Below are 16759 nucleotides of genomic sequence, written 5' to 3' on the forward strand. Positions count from 1 at the left end.
TGACCGGAATGTCAATAAAAATAAGAATAGTATTTAGGAGCGTATCATTTTATAATTGAGGTAAAGGATGCCGTGGCGGGCAAAAGAAGAGGAGCGGGCAATGGCTGAACCAATTCCCTTATCAAAGGTTTCGAGGCATGCGCAGGCCTGGATGACGACTCATTTCCTGGCTCTTCTGGCCTGGATACCCACATTGGTACATGCCTGGAGTATGCCTCCAGGCCATCAATACGGCCCGATGGGTCTGACCTTTCTTGCCTTCTTGCTGTACTGGACAGTAATGATGATCGCGATGATGTTGCCCTCCTTCTCGCCTGCATTTTCCTGGTACCTTGAGTCGCTGCATATGGAGCGCGAGGTGACGTTTCGCCCAGTTATACGCGCCTCTAGTTTTCTGCTCGGGTACATATTTGCCTGGTTCCTCACCGGCATCCCCATCTACGGACTCTCGCTTGCCAGTGAATATCTTGCAACACATTCGCCATCACTAACCATCTTAGGCCCAATTTTGCTTATAGCCGTTGGAGCTTATCAGCAGACACCATTGGCGAGAAACTCCCTCAGTCACTGTAAGCCTGGTATGGCTACTGGTTGTGCCATACCTGTAACGTCAGTCGGACTGGCTGATGTCAGTTTAGGGCTTAGAAATGGTCTCTACTGTCTGGGGGCTTGTGGAGGGCTGATGCTAATCATGCTTGTCGTCGGCCTGATGAATATTCCCTGGATGCTAGGCTTGACTGCGTTGATATTCTGTCTGAAGACATGGGGGCAGAGTGGACGCTTCAGCGTCATGGTCGGAGTCTGCTTGATCCTCACGGGTATTCTGGCTTTCTTCTATCCTGTGCTGTGAGCCCGCTACTGGCGTACGCGGCTACTGTAGAGGAGCCAGCTACGTACGCAGTTGTGCTGTGGCTGGGATGGCTCTCCACTTCGGTAGAGACCAGCTTTAGCGCGTCCAAATGCCATTCATGGCAGTGCGGTGCAAGCCAATCCTTTGTCAGTGAACAGGCGACCCACAGCGCAACATGCCGCTATGGAATGTTTTTGGGCTACGCCTACAGGCGATCAATCGCCTTCGGACGCGCTAAAGCTGGTCCCTACCGAAAAGAAGCACTTAGCTTCTATTATAGATAATATTGCTTTTGCATTTATTGTTGATTTGATGGACTCAACGTGGATCCCGTTTACTTGTGCCTATGTGCTACACTGTGCAAAAATACGTGTTTAAGCTGAGCCTGTGAATGGCTTATGCTAGGGGAGAGCGCATGGGGACTGATATCTCAATGTATGTGGAGCAGCGCATCGACAATGAGTGGTATTTTGTTGGGCAGATGGTCGAGAATGAAATGCACCGGTACGATCCAGACGATGCGCTGGAGTATCGCCCTGAATCGATTTATGATAGGCGACACTACTACCTCTTTGCGGTTCTTGCCGGTGTGAGAAATGATCAGGAAGAGCCATTTGAGCCAATCGCGCCCCTTCGAGGCCTTCCAGACAATCTCTCGGCTGAGTTGCAGGTGTGGTATAACTATGTGCTCTTTGATGAAGAAACAGGCGAACCCAATACAGATTGGTTGCAGGCGAGCTGGTTGACACTGGAGGAGTTGGCGCGTTTTGACTGGCATGGTAAGCGAAACAAATTTTATGCCCGTGTAGATGAGCGTGTAAAGCACATTTTTCATCCAGATAGTTCTCCCGCCTGGAATGATTGGCCAGAAGATATTCCAATTAGTTACCACCATACAGGCAAAGATAGTCCGTATTGCAACGCAATCTGGACATCAACTTATGCAGAGGCTGTGGAACCTTTTCTGACAGAAATCCTCAATGGCCTCCTAGAGGCATATGGCCCTACGAGTGATGTCCGGCTGGTCTTTGATTTCGCGTCTTGAGCAAAATTTACATGTTTGCTCTCTGATATGCTTTATTTGTGTTCTGCTTTTTGTTAAAGGATGCCTCAAATATATGATAATTCTTATTAATGGGTCGTTCGCGGTGGGGAAGACGACGACTGCTGAGTTGCTGGTGCCGCGTCTCTATCATAGTATGCTCTATGACCCAGAGATTGTGGGGGCTGGCCTCGCGCATATCGCGAGGCCTATCGAAAAGTTTGAGGATTTTCAGGATTTGACGGCGTGGCGCCCCCTGGTGGTCGAGACGGCACGTGTGCTGAAGCAGGTCTATGGGCGCACGCTGGTCATGCCTATGACCATCTGGCACCGACCCTATTTTGAGGAGATTATCGCTGGCCTGCGCCAGGTTGATCCACAGCTCTATCACTTCTGCCTCACGGCTCGCGAGGAGACACTGTATGTTCGCTTAGAGCAGCGACAACATGAGCATACGGCGGAGTCTCTGGCCTGGATTCGTGAGCGTTTCCAGCGCTGTGTCACCGCCTTTGAGTCGCCCGCCTTCGCCACACATATCCCGACCGACGAGAAGAGTCCCGCTGAGATCGTTGAGGAAATCCTGGGCCAGATACACTAGCAGCCAAGATCTGTCGCAAGCAGGCAGAGAAGCTGCGCAACACTATTGGAAGGTAAATAACATGCAACTTGAGTGTGAGATTTCCCAGATAGATACATATCTTCGCGAAGACGAGATCATAAACTACTCCCATCCCCTGGTGCGCCAGGCAATTCAGCAGTTACAGCTAGCTTCCGAGTCGGAAGTAGAGCGCGTTCGGCGCACATTTGAGTTTGTGCGCGATACCATTCCTCACTCATGGGATGCACAAAATCCTCAGGTAACCTGTATCGCTTCCGAGGTTTTACAGCATCAGACAGGCATCTGTTATGCTAAATCCCATCTACTGGCTGCTCTCCTGCGGGGGCAGGGTATCCCCACAGGTTTTTGCTACCAGCGCTTGACGCTGGGAGACACGCCCGAGACGGGCTACGCGGTCCATGCGCTTAACGCTGCCTATCTCCCATCGCTTCAACGCTGGATACGCCTCGATGCACGCGGCAATAAGCCAGGAGTACAGGCGGAGTTTTCGCTGGAGCAGGAGAAACTAGCCTTTCCTGTGCGCCCAGAGCTAGACGAAATAGACTATTCCACTATCTACAATCAGCCGCATCCCAGAGTTGTCGCGCCCTTGCAACAGCACAGCGATAGCCTGTACATGTACCAGCACTGTTTGCCTGAGAGGTTGTGAGCAGCCAGATGCCTTAGTGAGTATCATTTCTATGGCTGTATCAGTCGGAGCAGGATCGCTATGACATCCTCGAGACAAGCACTGGTATCGATCTCGTGTCCCGCAGCACGTCGTAGCAATGGCTCAACCGTTTCTACCAGGCCAAGCACACGAGCGATTTCGTCGGGATGCTTCCCATACTGATTGTTTGTCCTTGTGCGCAAGCGTTCAACGATGATATCAGTGGGCGCGCTCAGCAGTACGACGTGGTCGAACTGGGAAAGGAACTTCTGCATATTCTCCGCGCATCCGCTCAGGAACAACACATCGGTATCCTCGGTGGACAGGAGGTCTTGAATGCGGTCCTCTCGCCACACCCAGTCTCTATCCACTTCCACCGGTGACTCTAAGGTGCCAGCGTTGCCGGTGACCTCCACCCACTCTGAGAATTCATCGCAGTCCGCATCCACTGCCTTATATCCACGTGCGGCAAGCTCGCCGATTACCGTGGACTTACCGGTTCCAGACATCCCCGTCAGAAGAATTCTCTTCATGATGATATACTCTCTTCTGAGAACAGAATGTGCAACCTCCGCAAAATACTTAGGAATTATATTGTGATTACGATGGGTCCTCAGAAAAGCATAATGTACATTGAGGATAAAAACAAGCTGACAAAGAATAGCATGTTTATGCTGGCATTTACTTTTTCTGCTCCCTTGTATATACTGGCCGGGTAAATATATTTTCTTCATGAAGGAGCTACTATGCCCGCTCATTGCTAACGTATGCCTGGAATGTATGACGAAGGAATGCCACTGTCGCCTGGTGCGGCAAGGGCTTGTTTTGTCTACCATAAAAAGTAGGGCAGGGCGTTAGCAATTTCTCCCCGGGGCTCGGCGGCTCTCATGCATTTCTTTGATTCATCAATCCCGATCCCTCATGTGAAGTTGTCTCCCTATTGATTGCTGCATAAGATGGTGGTCGTCTCTCGCATGCATTTCAGGTATCCTTTCCCGCCTTGTTTTGTGGATTTTGTAATTTTGCAGATTAATATGCACTGAAAGAGAGACTTATGGCGAAAATTTTTATCCTTGGAGGTCCTGGCAGTGGCAAGACGACCCTGGCGCAGGATTTATCGCGCAGGCTTGCTGTACCACACCACGACTTGGATAAATTGGGCTGGAAACATGGCACGGATATGAAGGCCTGGATAGAGGATACTGCTATTATTGCGGATCAGTCTGCATGGATCGCTGAGGGGATTTATATTATCTCGACTGATCACCTTGCCTACCAGGCTGATTATATTGTGTTGCTTGAGGTCCCCTGGTATATCGCGGCCTGGCGCGTTTTGTGTCGCCATATCTCCAAGACTCTGCGTGGCACCAATCCCTATCCTACAAAGCTGCTTTTCAACTTTATGAAAAATGCGTATCGTTATTGCGTCGACACGGTTGACGCTGATCCAATCGTGTTCGAGGCTGTGCAAATGTACCGAGAAGAGGTTAAAGCGAGCGCTGAACCCGCTGGCGCGGAGGTTTTGATTGAGCGCCTGGATATGTGTAAGCAGAAGATACCGCTATCAGCGGCCTTTATGCGTGTCTATCTTGAGAAGCATTGGGAGCGTGTCTATGTTGTCCGGAACAATGCTGATCGAGAGCGTCTAATCGCACTTCTTACCAGCGTATAGCAGCCTTACATTTAGAGCGCGTTCCTGATGTATGCCCTTATTGCGACATGGCAGATAGGTGCATACACCAGGAGAGGCGAATGGCTAGATAAACTCGTAGTCGAGGGTAAAGGTGGCACCCTTATCATCGTGCTGAAAGGTGCAGTGTCCGCGCAAGCCCTTGAGGTCGTCGGTGCCGCTACCGGGCACGATGTAGCCAAAGGAATCGGTCACAGCATTGTCCGCCATCGCCCCTCCATGCTGAATGACGAAGCTTCCTGTACGTTCCCCAATGTGCCCGGTGACGCGCTCGGTAGCTACGTAGCCACCTCCATCATTCTCTCCCTGACACATAAGCAGAATGGCAGTGCCTTCAGCTTCGATATCACCGCTAAAGATCTTTTTTACTTCGACCCGGAATAGCTTTGCGCCCTGCTCGGGTTCTTCGTAGGGGACCTGTTCCCAGGAGGCAACCTTAAACGTTGACCTGGCGTGTGTACTCATGCTAGTGTTCCTCTCCTCGTTATTGTGTGCTGACAATGCGCCTGGTGTTGAGTATTACGGTCTTCTTTAGAGTAACACCAGTTTAGGAAAGATTTGGTCCTTTATTCCTAGTTATTTTGGCTTCTTTGCGAATTCTCAGTGTCTATGGCGCTTTGCAGGGTAAATAAGTATGTGGCGGGCCATCGCATTCTCGATGACCCGCCACATACTTATTAGTATTAGGGAATTAAGAGGTAACTGACCTCATGTTAGGGGATTAAGGAAGTAGTTCGCCGCGTAGGGTGGTGATAGCCTGGCCTCCCAGGCGCACGCGTTCTCCATCCAACTGGACGCGGACAACGCCGCCACGTGTTGAGGCCTGGAAGCCGGTAAGCTGGTCTCTGCCTAGTTGCTTGCTCCAGAAGGGGCTAAGTGCGCAGTGGGCCGAGCCCGTCACGGGATCTTCGTTGATGCCTACGCTGGGGCAGAAGAAGCGCGAGACAAAGTCATACTCATGGCCAGCATCGGCTTGCGCGGTGACTATGATGCCGCGAGCCGGGATAGTTACCAGGCGCGCAAAATCTGGCTGGAGGTCGCGCACGATTGCTTCAGATTCGAGCCTGACAACATAGTCGAGGTGGCTCTTGCCGACATAGAGTGGTGTCGCACCGAGGCTCTCGGCGAAGATGGGGAGGATTTCCGCTGGCTCCTCGGGCTTGGCAGGAAAGTTAAGCTCGATCCACTCTCCAACCTTATTAGCTGTCAGGAGGCCAGCTCTGGTGTGGAAGCGGGCCTGGGCATCGCTTGCCAGGTAGCCCTGGTCCCAGATGGTGTGTGCGCTAGCCAGGGTACCATGACCGCACAACTCCAGCTCGACTTTTGCCGAGAACCAGCGCAGGTTGTAACCATCGTCCTGGGGATAGATAAAGGCGGTCGCGGCCTGGTTCATCTCGCTGGCGACGCGTAGCAACCAGGCATCCTCACGAGGTCCACCCAGTATTACGACTGCCGCCGCGTTGCCCGCGAAGGGCGTACTTGTAAAGGCATCCACAAAAAATACGGGAAGGCTCATTTGTCTCTCTCCTTCATCTCTTCTTTTATTATCGACCCGAGCGTAAAACCCTGGGCTTTAGCCCTAGGGATAGAAGCGAGTCCTTTGAAGGCGGATAGGGTGGTTAGGGATATCCCTCTCTTGACACTATCCACCTTTTACACTATACTAGAACAAGTGTTTTGGTACAGACACAACTGAAAAGTGTTTGGGCGTTGCAAGGTAAATCGTTCCCTTGCGTAAAAGCACTTGCGTACAAGTGTCCCTGTGCCCTCTCGGTGAGGCCTTTTAAGAGCTTCAAAGCCGCCTTGCCATCCAAGAGAGCAAACACGTATTGGCTCGGACGGAGCCTTCAGGAAACTTCGGTTTGCTGAGAAGCCCCCGGATTTATCCGTGGGGAGTCGTCACCAGATTATCCGCCATTGTAGTAGGAAGCAGCCCTCTCGTCTACAGCCAAATGGATCTGCTTAGAGAGCCAAAGTGCAATAAAGACTGTTGTGCCTTTGAGAGAGAACCTGCAGAATAAGTAAAAAAGAATAAAATATGTTTTGTCATTTTTATGGAGTGAAGTATCTTTTGATATATAAACTTTAATTATGTCTAATGTGTCATATATCGAGTAGAACAACTATTTCATTTGACGCAAAATCTTGCCTCCATAAATCATATTGACTAATTCACGAAGCATATACTCTACCCAGGTTCGTGTGTCTTTATACTCAGCAGCTTTGCCAAAAAGGTCTAAGAATTGAAATCGGAGCTCCGACCGGCCTACTAGTAGACCATCACGTGCGAAGTACCAGGGTTTTTTGGCAATCAAGTCACCAACCTTTTCACTGGGTTCATTTGTGCGCACTTGCAAGCAAAATTCCTCCGAAGCTTTTTGCTCTTCCAAGAACTCGTCTACTGTGTCAGGATAGTAGATATGCAAGCGAGACAAAAACGCCTGGATCATGTGATCAATCTGAATGTCTCCGTTCTTGAAAAATATTTCCAGAACCTCCAGGGCTGCTTGTGGTTCCTGCCTATCAATCGCTACGTATGGTAAATCTGTGCCAAGCATGATCTCAAAGTACTTACGATTGTGTTGGGAGAGTGCCGCCAGAATAGGAGCTTCTAGCCAGGGGGTTCTGGCTGTGCCAGTCCTTTGATGTTGAAATAGAATATAAGGTGCTGTAGATATAATTTGCGGAGCTTCAGCACTACGACTATGGTGTTTTTCAGGATGGCGTGTGTAGCATTCCCGGGCAACCTCGGTTGTATACACGAAAAAGTCAAACATCTCATCATTCAGCGGATCGCGGTCTAAAACATCTTGAGCCACATGATTAATTATGGTCAGATAGGGGTAGGTTGCGACGTCGCTTTTCGCGGTTTCAAAGAGTTGTTTAAGGAAGGGCAAAAAAAGATGCGGGTTATCGCAGGTATGAGCGGTAAGCCCTAGAGCGGCGGTTAGAATTACCAGGACATTGTCAATTTTCAGTACGGCGAGGTAATCCTGCTCCATCCGCTCTCTAGAATAATCCCCATTGAGATCCAGGTAGTTGATCAGATTCCTATAAACTGTTTTCTCTGTAGCTCCGAGCTGAAAAAAAGAATCAAGGGCTGAGTAACTTACCATATTATAGGTAGGTAATTCTCGAATCAGGCGGAAAGCAACAGAAATGGCGAAGGAGATAATTTGTTCGCGGATGAAGTTTGTTGCCACGGCTTTCCACGTGCTACTGTTCTCGTGAATCCTAAACAGCCTGGCAATTATTTCATGCCAGATGGTATGTAACCTGCTGAGAACTTCCTCATTCTGGTAGTGGTCGAAGAAGATGATCACCGACAAGCCAACCACTGACTCGCAAGCTACAAAATTAGGAAGCAAGCCAGTCACGGCCTTTTTTGCCAGATACTCAAGAATCTCAAACCCTGCGGCTTGATCTCGTTGCCAGAGATAGTAACTATGGCGTATAGCTACCATTCTCACCGTTGAATCGGCTTGTAGGGCGGCAGTTTGCAGAGCCCAGCCCAAATTTAACTGACTTGCAACCTCAATGGCGATTTTGCAAGCATTGCGCGTTCGGAGATCGTTTTCTCCAGTGGATTTGCTTGCTATCTGTCGGAGTTTCTGCACCTCTCCAACTTTTTTCTCCTGAGGGAGCAAGTGTCTCAGAATATTTTCAACCTGTTTGGGAGCAGTGAGCCCGAGAGTAATGAGTACATTGACCAGCATTTCTTTTACAGGCTGCTCTGTCGTGCGGCACAGCTTCAGAATCGTCTCAATGCTTGACCTCCTGGCCTCATCTACCAGCGCATTTCTGATCGCCCCCCACAGAAACGGTTTGCCAGTAGCTTCTTTCTTGCCACTTATCTCGCCAATCAACTTGAGGTAAAAGGAGTATCGATCGGCTTGCGTTTCACTAAGGCTTGTGAACCTCTTGCCCGCGAAATACTCGTAGAATCGCTCATATTTGAATGCGATTTTTTGCTCGCGTCCTTGCTCTTGGAGCACAAGAATGTCGGCGTCAGATAAGGCACAAAACATCTGATTCATCTGGTCGCTGTAGACCATCTCATAGAGGGCGCCACTAGCAGCATCGAGGTCGGATTCGGAGATCGCATTACTGTAGTGATTCTCTCGCACCATTAGGGTGACCAATCGATGTTCTAAAAAATGTTGCTCTTCCCTGGGCAAAACGGTATGTATATACTGGTCGATTAGTGCGGAAACGGTTACATGCTCAGGAATAGCTTGTCCCTGGTACGTCTTCGCGAGTAATCGCAATTGCAGTGGATCTCGCAATGCCTCCCGTACTTGATGTGATAAAGCCTGGTATGACGTTTTCAGGCCAAATTCTCGCTCATATTTTCCATAAACCTGGGGGAGTTCCTGGTGAGTGAATGGGTTCATCTGCTTTGAATAGCTGAATGGTTCTAAATCCATGACCGCTGTTTCGTTGTCTGGATCTTGATAATAGAGTGCCTCGGCGATTTTTACTCCCCGCTTGATTTCCTTCCAGGTCTCGGGACGGGAGCTTAGAACGATCTTGAGCCAAGGCCAGGAGGTTTTTTGGACGAGCTCATCAAGTTGGCGCAACAGTCTTGCGGCGTCTGGATTCTCATTCACGGCATCTACACACACAATGACCTGTCTCTCATTGATATCATCGAGTTTAGCGATCTCATGCCAGATTTGTTGTATTGGCTGCTGGAAATGGTCAGTAAAATCTTGGCTGATGATGTCAGTGAGTGTAGAGGAGGCCACAGGCAGATTGGCCCCATCATACATTAATACACAGACATCCTTTCGTATTTGTCGCAGTTCCTCGGCTAGAGCGAGGAGGAAGTTGCTTTTACCTACGCCAGATTTGCCGACCAGGACAAAACCGCGCTTCTTCGGATCTGCTAGAAAGTCTTTCATGTGCTGGTGCACTGTGTCACGCTGAAGATAGAGGTCGTGACGATATTTGCCTTGTATGGTTGCCATCCGGCCAGTGCTAATCCTCTCGCAAATGTCGCACAAATCCTCCCAAGTCAGCCTGTCGATTTTTTGACGCTCTTGCCTGATCTGTTCGACTGCGTCCAGTATCAAATAGACAAAATCCTTGAAATACTTCTCATCGAAGCGGTTTTGACTTGGGACAGGCAGTAAATATTTTAACCGTCGCTCAATCAGGCGATCAAAGACGCCTATATTCGTTGATTCGATGGAGTCCCTCCAAAAGACCAGTAATGGATGGAGAGGGAGAAACTCTTCTGTGGCTGTTCGTAAGTAGAACTGTCCATTGACCAAAGTAGCATGTTGAGGCAACGGCCTTTGGCTCTTTTGAAATTGTAGGCCTTTATGCAACTCGAAGGTATAGGACTGTTCATCCTGAGCATGTACAAGAATGAGGTCATATTGGGCCATAAAGGAGAGATATTCGAGGACCTGGTGCAGGTGTCCGTATAACTCCTGAGCTAATGCCTGCCAGTGGTTCTTGTTTTGTGGCTGACGCTCCAACTGAAGATCTTGTGTTGCCCTGGTTAGACGTTTGAAGGGTAGCGTCACCTCGGTCCGCTCTCTATGAGGGTAGGTTGAGGTATCCCAGTAGAAGTCATACAGTTCTGGCATGAAAACGAGATCGCGGTTGTCTTTGTAGGTTCTCAACGTGGCAAAGAGAATTTTTTCCCAGGCATCTGAAGTCAAATGAGCAAATTTCTGATCCAGGAGCCTGTCTAAATAAGCATCCCTCACCAGGTCTCGGTCGTGAAAGAGATACTGGCTCACGAGGTTGATGGTTAAGGTGCGGAGTCCAAGGTTGTAGATATGTAGTTGTAGCGTGACCTGCTCCTGTGGTTCTTGCGTTTCAAGCAGGCGTTGATAATTGACTGCGATGAACGAGGGCATGGATGCTAAAATAAACGCTTCAAAATTGGCTTCTTCCATTGATTTCCCTCCGAGAGAACGTTAAAAACATGTGAGCGCAAATACAGCTTCACTGTGTTATTTTTAATTTTTCTTACAAAGAGGATGACATTCCGCTTTCGAAAAACAAAATGCCGGCAGCGGTAATACGTGGTCTATGAAAGATTCGTGTTGTTATCTGGTTCTTTCTTGTAATGATATAGCCTTTTTCTTCCAGATTGGTCACATCAGATTGGATTTCATACCATCGCTTACCTATGAGATGAGCCAGGTCCTCTCCATCGAACGTAGGATCAGACCGTTTCTCGTAAAGTATCTGTAGGATTCTTTCTCTAATAGATGGCTGAGTCACTTGGGAATCTATGGCTTGTCCTGTCAGCTTAGCATTAATTTTGCTAATTGCTTTGCTGATGCCCCTTGCAACGTCCAGGAAAGCTTCATCGCGATTGGGCCACGTGGTAACTGGTCTGGCACCTTCAGGTAAGACCGCGAGATTTCTGGGCAGGGTGTCTTGCCAGTCGACAGGACGCAAGATAACAGGGATGACGTAGGCAACTTCAGCTTTGTACCTCTCTAGGGCACGCGGGAGCTCTTTTTCGTAAATAGAAGCAGATGCCATAAAATCTGGGCTAACAAGCAATAAAATCACGTGTGCTGTGTCCAGCATTATTTGAACTTCTTTCTCCCTCTCTATACCGGGGGAGATATCACTTTCTTCGCAAAACTTGAGTTGATACTGTCTTACCAATGGCCTGAGCCGTTTTTCGAGTTCATTTTTTAACTCTCTGTCTTCAAATGCATAGCAGTAGAAAATGTTAATCAAACTCTTTATTTCTACAGTCATAGGCCCGTTTCCAATCAAGTAGGCGTAGCTGCCAAGTAAGCACAAGATGCGTTGCTGTGCTTAAATTTAAATGTGAGAGCAAGGCTTCACGAGGGTTTTAATCACTATCCAAAAATTTAATAACCAGATAGGGTTGCTTTTTCTCGCGTCTTCAGGTCTCTTTGTTCTATGGACTATGTCACCTCATTCGGCCTGCGGAAGCCCCTGGGTTCACCCATGGGGAGGAAGCAGGCGTTCCTTTCCTGGTGGCAGGAGAGGGGGCTCCTCGGTCCGTCATCCCTGCAAGGGTGTCGCCACCACAGCATAGTCGTAGCCGTCGGCCCGTTGGAGGACCCGGCAAAAGCGCGCAGGAATCCCCTGCACCTTGCCCATGCGAAACTGCTTGTTCGCGCGCACGGCGATGCGCCCGGTATGCGTCCCCTGCGCCGCAAACCCCTCTGGGACCACCGCCCGCACCCGATCACCGGTCTTGATGTCCAGGACCTGCTTGCGGCGCATCAGATAGCCAACGGGGAAACCATGTTCATCGACATTGGTCCGGCTGTAGCGCCCGCGACCGGTGGCGGTGATCGCAAGGGTGTTCTGCCCACCCACCGCAACCCCTGCCAGTTCCCCCACACACAACGCGTCCAGCGCGTGCGTCTTAGGGATCGAGAAGCGAGCACGGTTCCACCTCGTGCGCCCGCCGCTCCAACTGGTGAGCGGCAGACCCAGTGCGCGCAGTTCGTCACAGAGCGCGTAGCGGGTGGCGTTGACCGCAGCCGCGTCCCGTAGCGGCTGCTTCGCCTGGGCGGCCACTTCGGGATGGCCGAACTCCGCGGCGGTGCGCTCCCCCTTGGCCGCATTGCACGCGTGGCAACTGAGCGCCAGATTCGACACGCGGTTGGAGCCACCGCGACTGCGCGGCTGGATATGGTCCAACTCGAAGGGCGTGTCCGTGCGCCCGCAGTACACGCACCTGCGCCCGAATTTCTCCAGGAGATAGGCGCGCACTTCCCAACCGGCCAGTTCCCCGCGCTGGTACTCGATCCCGGAGATCTCTGGTTGCTGCAAGAGCTGGGTGTCGAACTTCACGCGCTCCACTGCGATGCGCGCCAGCGGGACCCAGCGCTGGTAGCGCCTGCCCCAGGACAGGACGTTATCGATGCGTGAGCGCAGGGACGGCGCAAGCCAGCCAGGCGCTCGGCGGCGGTTGAGGAAGCGCGCTGGCCGGTAGCGCAGGTTGCTCGAACGCCTGCGTCGCCGATACCCCGCCCGTTTGCGCAGCCGGTCGCGGATCTCCTCCCCACGGTGGGAGAGTTCGGCCAGGTGCAGCGCGTGGTGCACCTCTCCCTCGCCGGTCTCTTCCACCCGCGCCAGCGCCAGGCCAGTCGTTTTCGAACCGGGATCGATCTTGAGCACCACCGGTTGCAGCGCGCTCTGCTGGACGCTGCGGTCCTTGAGCCGAATCGTGAAGGGGCTGAGCCGGTGGACCACGGCCCGCTTGCGTGCAAGCAGGAGGCGGGCGCGCCTGGGGGTACACGGCATGAGCGGATTTTTGTGTCTGTCGAGCACAAACACCATGGGTGACTCCTTTCTCTTCCCTCGTGGGAGGGACCCGTTACCGGGCTGTTTGACGGTCCCGAGCAGGCTGACTCAGGACGCTCCCCTCGCCGGTGTTATGCTCGCTTGTTTGGCTCAGCGCACCGCCCCGTACCCCGACGGGTGCTTTTAACGCTGAGCGACAGCGCCAGCCGCTGAGGAAGCACGGCTGGGTGTCATGACGAGCGTAACGCTGGTGCCAATCAGCGCCTTGCCTGCGGGCTCTGGGTGAAGTAGGCGGCTGGCGCGTTGCTTCTCAGTACGTCTCCATCCGCCCCTTCCCAAACCGGACTTGAACCTTTCAGCTCATCCGGCTTTCCAGAGATCTATGCCCGTAAAGGTTGTCGCGTCGGCTTTCCGGCATGAATAGCGACGTGACATTCATGGCAGACGATGAGTGTCTGCCACGATCACGGATAACAGCTAACACTGTTTCGGCGTTTCTCATCACGAGTACCTCTCTGTGTGAGCTATTGAGATCCCCTGGACCCCTTCGCCATGTTCTCAGCTTTCCTGAGATCGGACTACTATGGGTCCTCCGTACCCCTGGGCCTTTTGGCCTGTAGGGTATCCCGCGTTCCGTCACTCCTGTACGTATCGAGCACGACGTAGGCCCCCTACTCATCCCTTTATACCTGTCTCGTTGTCAGGCACCCAGGGTGCGGAAGTTGCCACCATCAAGGTGCCAAATGGCGGCACACCCTGGCATCGCTCATCGCGGTGAGAGCCAGCATTCTCCGTTTAGGGATTAGGGTTCAACCAGTTTAGGTTTAGCCATATCGCGCGGGTCTTGCAGCGCTTTTTTTTGCTGCGTTATCGGCATGCTAAGGTCCCCTTTGCGTTTCCGCTCCAGGTGAGCCGATTGACCCATAGACCTCCTTCCGAGTCTATCCTCGCTGTGCGAGGGATACAGATGCTCGTGACGCGGCGCACCACCTCGGCTGGACAACGAAAACGGCATGAACCCGGGGGGCAAGCCCCCGCATTCATGCGTGGGGATCATTGACTTTTCCAAGATAGTTTATTAAATCTAATTTTATAACATATTAAAGCCTCATGGATACAACACAAGCGATTTAGGCAGGTCTATCGATTTCTCTTCCGCTTCTCACCTCGGCTCGCTACGTTCACCTGGGTGGAAAGAGTCTGGATGCAAAACGGCTCTTTCGTTTTGCATCCAGACTCTTTCCACCTGAGCACCGCAGACGAGTGGAATTTTCAAAGAAAGGTGGAATCTTCCTATATTCACGAGAATTAAATAGTCCTGGCTGCCTTCCTCCCTCTCTCCCCAACAGAAAATAAGTTCGTATACTACTACGTTCCTCAATGACATGAATAAAGCGATGAACCGAGGTCTGGAGTCCAAAGAGAGGTCGACTGTTCGCAGGTCTCGGCTTGTAGAAATGATAGCGCCATTAAGGAATACAGCAATACTGGTACTTTGTTGCTTTGGGATTTTGCCCCATTTGAAACCCATCAAGTGAGAGCAATCTGTGCTTAAATTGCTCTGAATATACGCCCAATATCAGACGCGATTCCCCTAGTCCACAAAATACCGATACAGCGGTGTTCACAAAGATTGAGCCAGATGGCAAGGGAACGTGTCTCATTTTCCTAGAGATGGGGTGATGGGCAAGGTAAACCAGAACGTGGCGCCCTCACCAGGAGCACTCTGTACCCCAACGCTCCCCTCATGCCGTTCAATGAACACCTGGCATAAATAGAGGGCCAATCCGAAGCTCAGATCCAGTTCATGCTGGACGGCACTGCCTTTGGCGCGATAGAAGCGTTCCCAGATATGATCAAGATCGTCTCTCGCAATGCCTGATCCCTCGTTATGGACTGAGACACGGGCGAGCGCCTCCGTAATGCGTAACTGCACCACCACAGGCTGTCCTGGGGGAGAATAGGTGTATGCATTCGTCAGATAGGTGGTAAGCACGTGCTTGATCCGCCCGGCATCGGCGAGAATGGGCACGCCTTGTTCCAAAGGCGGAGCATCCAGTACGATGGGGCGCTCTGGCGCGGCGTGTTGCTGCCGGGCCACCACCTCTCTGAGCAAGGTGCCCAGATCCTCAGGGTTCAAGGACAACGTGAGCGTATGGGTCTGGATACGCGCATCATCGATCAAGTCATTGATGATACGCTGCTGAAGTTGGGCACTCTGCGAGGCAGCTGCTAAGGGGCGCTGAGCATGGGCAAGGGGTTCACGGATCTGAACAGACAGAGGAGCGAGCTGCTTTTTTAAGGTCTGCAATCGACGCTGTGCTAATTGCAGATTGCCCATGATCCCCGTCAGCGGAGTGCGCAGTTCATGCGTGGCCAGGGTCAGAAATTCGCCAGCCAGGCGTCTCACCTCCTGCTGGGCAAGTGCTTTCTTCTGTTGCTCTTCTTGCGCGTAAAAACAGTGGATCCCCTCAATAAGCAGCATGGTCTGCGCGGTGACGGCTTTCACGAGCGCGATCTCCTCTGGTGTGTATGCTCCTTCCGAACTCGCTGTGGTGACCATCAGCGCACCAACCAACTGCTGCTCCAGAAACAGCGGAAGTAACAGGAAGGTCTCGGAGCCAGGAGACGAGGGGTAAAGAGACGCCGGAAAAGGCAGTTGTTTCCCGAGACGTTCAATGGTGTGCACCTGATTCATCGCAATCACGACCTCCTGGTGGGCGCCCAAGCGAGCCCATGCCGCGTCGTCAAGCAATTCTGAGAGATGGAAGTGTCCCCCAATGTCCCGCCAGTACTGTTCTTGTTCAGCGGTATAGCCAGTTCCTGCGACATAATACAGATGGCCCGTTCGATGACCGAATGCGAGCATACCTACCCGGTGACAATCCAGGACAGACTGGATGACACCCACCACCTGCTGGGCCACATAGAGCACGGGAGGCGAGAGGAGGAAGGTCTCTTCCGGCAAGATAGATTCCGTCTGTTCAGGAATCTGCGCGATCGCGTTGAGCAGGTCCAACATCGACTCGTGGACACGTTGGAGACGGGAGACTGCCTGAGAATAATACGCGAGCTCCTGGAAGACAAAGATGATTTCTTCTATGCCTCGCTCTTGATCAATCACGGGAAAGGAGCGGACAGAGACTGAGATCTTGCGCCCCGAAGGCAGATCCAGCAGAAGCGTCTGTTCTGGCGGGCTGGCTCCTGCTTTCCCAGCAAGAGCGAGGTTCATCAGCCATTGCCCTGAGGCAACGAATGGTGACTGCTCATCAGAGCGGATGTAGTGTTTGAGAAACTGCTGGTAGTCTCTTCCTTGACATTGAGTTTCGGAGCCCACTTCAAAGAGCTTGCGAGCAGCGGCATTGATCCGGACAACCTTCTGGTTGCGATCACACGCAATAAGACTATCCGGAAAAAACTCCCAGGTGGCTTTCAACCGGTTAAGTTGCATGTGTGCTCCCCTCAAAGGGCGGGCATGAGGAACGGATTCCCCTGCAGGTGTCCTACCCTGTTGCTGTTTGCGTTGTGTGACATGGTGTGAGCTTTTATCCACCACAGAGCTCCTTTAGGAAATGCTCAATTACGCTGCAAGCTGAGAAAAAGAACATTATTCTAAGGTCATTGTATGCGTCGTAGAGAGAGATGGC

General features: G+C 51.6%; 13 protein-coding genes. 5 read left to right on the top strand and 8 right to left on the bottom strand.

Features of this window, described 5'->3' with window-relative positions; genetic code table 11:
* Window positions 1-100: 100 nt before the first annotated feature.
* The 4 genes from KTE_RS32650 (at window position 101) to KTE_RS32665 (ending at window position 3160) form a co-directional block, all read left to right on the top strand.
* A complete protein-coding gene (locus KTE_RS32650; protein ID WP_201389015.1) occupies window positions 101-850 on the top strand; it encodes a DUF2182 domain-containing protein in 750 nt (249 codons plus the stop codon).
* Window positions 851-1265: 415 nt separating this feature from the next.
* A complete protein-coding gene (locus KTE_RS32655; protein WP_201389017.1) occupies window positions 1266-1895 on the top strand; it encodes a hypothetical protein in 630 nt (209 codons plus the stop codon).
* Window positions 1896-1968: 73 nt separating this feature from the next.
* Entirely contained in the window at window positions 1969-2490 is a 522-nt protein-coding gene (locus tag KTE_RS32660) for an AAA family ATPase (RefSeq protein ID WP_201389019.1), read from the top strand.
* A gap of 61 nt (window positions 2491-2551) precedes the next feature.
* Complete coding sequence (locus KTE_RS32665) at window positions 2552-3160, top strand: transglutaminase family protein (RefSeq protein WP_201389021.1); 609 nt, start codon at window positions 2552-2554, stop codon at window positions 3158-3160.
* Window positions 3161-3189: 29 nt separating this feature from the next.
* Here the strand turns inward: KTE_RS32665 and KTE_RS32670 are convergent, their stop codons facing one another.
* Entirely contained in the window at window positions 3190-3693 is a 504-nt protein-coding gene (locus tag KTE_RS32670; RefSeq protein WP_201389023.1) for a shikimate kinase, read from the bottom strand.
* A 521-nt stretch (window positions 3694-4214) separates the two neighbouring features.
* On the opposite strand from KTE_RS32670, the gene KTE_RS32675 reads away from it, so the two are divergent.
* Window positions 4215-4832 (top strand): hypothetical protein, encoded by a 618-nt coding sequence (locus KTE_RS32675; RefSeq protein ID WP_201389025.1) that lies wholly within the window; start codon window positions 4215-4217, stop codon window positions 4830-4832.
* Between the two features lie 84 nt (window positions 4833-4916).
* Here the strand turns inward: KTE_RS32675 and KTE_RS32680 are convergent, their stop codons facing one another.
* The 7 genes from KTE_RS32680 to KTE_RS32705 all read right to left on the bottom strand — a co-directional run bounded on the left by KTE_RS32680 (window position 4917) and on the right by KTE_RS32705 (window position 16665).
* Window positions 4917-5315: a DUF3224 domain-containing protein gene (locus KTE_RS32680; protein WP_201389027.1), complete on the bottom strand. Its 399-nt coding sequence runs from the start codon at window positions 5313-5315 to the stop codon at window positions 4917-4919.
* 256 nt (window positions 5316-5571) lie between these two features.
* Window positions 5572-6366, bottom strand: a complete 795-nt coding sequence (locus tag KTE_RS32685) for a PhzF family phenazine biosynthesis protein (protein ID WP_201389029.1) — start codon at window positions 6364-6366, stop codon at window positions 5572-5574.
* 607 nt (window positions 6367-6973) lie between these two features.
* The gene (locus KTE_RS32690) at window positions 6974-10762 is read right to left on the bottom strand and encodes an NACHT domain-containing NTPase (RefSeq protein ID WP_201389031.1); all 3789 of its coding nucleotides are present in this window, start codon (window positions 10760-10762) and stop codon (window positions 6974-6976) included.
* 73 nt (window positions 10763-10835) lie between these two features.
* On the bottom strand, window positions 10836-11585 hold the full coding sequence (locus KTE_RS32695) for a toll/interleukin-1 receptor domain-containing protein (protein WP_201389033.1): 750 nt from the start codon (window positions 11583-11585) through the stop codon (window positions 10836-10838).
* Between the two features lie 273 nt (window positions 11586-11858).
* Window positions 11859-13148, bottom strand: a complete 1290-nt coding sequence (gene iscB / locus KTE_RS32700; protein ID WP_201389035.1) for an RNA-guided endonuclease IscB — start codon at window positions 13146-13148, stop codon at window positions 11859-11861.
* A gap of 766 nt (window positions 13149-13914) precedes the next feature.
* The gene (locus tag KTE_RS49060; RefSeq protein ID WP_255552921.1) at window positions 13915-14037 is read right to left on the bottom strand and encodes a hypothetical protein; all 123 of its coding nucleotides are present in this window, start codon (window positions 14035-14037) and stop codon (window positions 13915-13917) included.
* A 735-nt stretch (window positions 14038-14772) separates the two neighbouring features.
* Complete coding sequence (locus KTE_RS32705; protein WP_201389037.1) at window positions 14773-16665, bottom strand: ATP-binding protein; 1893 nt, start codon at window positions 16663-16665, stop codon at window positions 14773-14775.
* Window positions 16666-16759: the final 94 nt, after the last annotated feature.

This window comes from Ktedonobacter sp. SOSP1-85 (assembly GCF_016587415.1).
GTDB lineage: Bacteria > Chloroflexota > Ktedonobacteria > Ktedonobacterales > Ktedonobacteraceae > Ktedonobacter.

Bases quoted from the DNA above. Each gene is read 5' to 3' on its own strand.
- KTE_RS32650 (WP_201389015.1), top strand. From the start codon at position 101: ATGGCTGAACCAATTCCCTTATCAAAGGTTTCGAGGCATGCGCAGGCC.
- KTE_RS32655 (WP_201389017.1), top strand. From the start codon at position 1,266: ATGGGGACTGATATCTCAATGTATGTGGAGCAGCGCATCGACAATGAG.
- KTE_RS32660 (WP_201389019.1), top strand. From the start codon at position 1,969: ATGATAATTCTTATTAATGGGTCGTTCGCGGTGGGGAAGACGACGACT.
- KTE_RS32665 (WP_201389021.1), top strand. From the start codon at position 2,552: ATGCAACTTGAGTGTGAGATTTCCCAGATAGATACATATCTTCGCGAA.
- KTE_RS32670 (WP_201389023.1), bottom strand. From the start codon at position 3,693: ATGAAGAGAATTCTTCTGACGGGGATGTCTGGAACCGGTAAGTCCACG.
- KTE_RS32675 (WP_201389025.1), top strand. From the start codon at position 4,215: ATGGCGAAAATTTTTATCCTTGGAGGTCCTGGCAGTGGCAAGACGACC.
- KTE_RS32680 (WP_201389027.1), bottom strand. From the start codon at position 5,315: ATGAGTACACACGCCAGGTCAACGTTTAAGGTTGCCTCCTGGGAACAG.
- KTE_RS32685 (WP_201389029.1), bottom strand. From the start codon at position 6,366: ATGAGCCTTCCCGTATTTTTTGTGGATGCCTTTACAAGTACGCCCTTC.
- KTE_RS32690 (WP_201389031.1), bottom strand. From the start codon at position 10,762: ATGGAAGAAGCCAATTTTGAAGCGTTTATTTTAGCATCCATGCCCTCG.
- KTE_RS32695 (WP_201389033.1), bottom strand. From the start codon at position 11,585: ATGACTGTAGAAATAAAGAGTTTGATTAACATTTTCTACTGCTATGCA.
- iscB (WP_201389035.1), bottom strand. From the start codon at position 13,148: ATGGTGTTTGTGCTCGACAGACACAAAAATCCGCTCATGCCGTGTACC.
- KTE_RS49060 (WP_255552921.1), bottom strand. From the start codon at position 14,037: ATGGGTCAATCGGCTCACCTGGAGCGGAAACGCAAAGGGGACCTTAGC.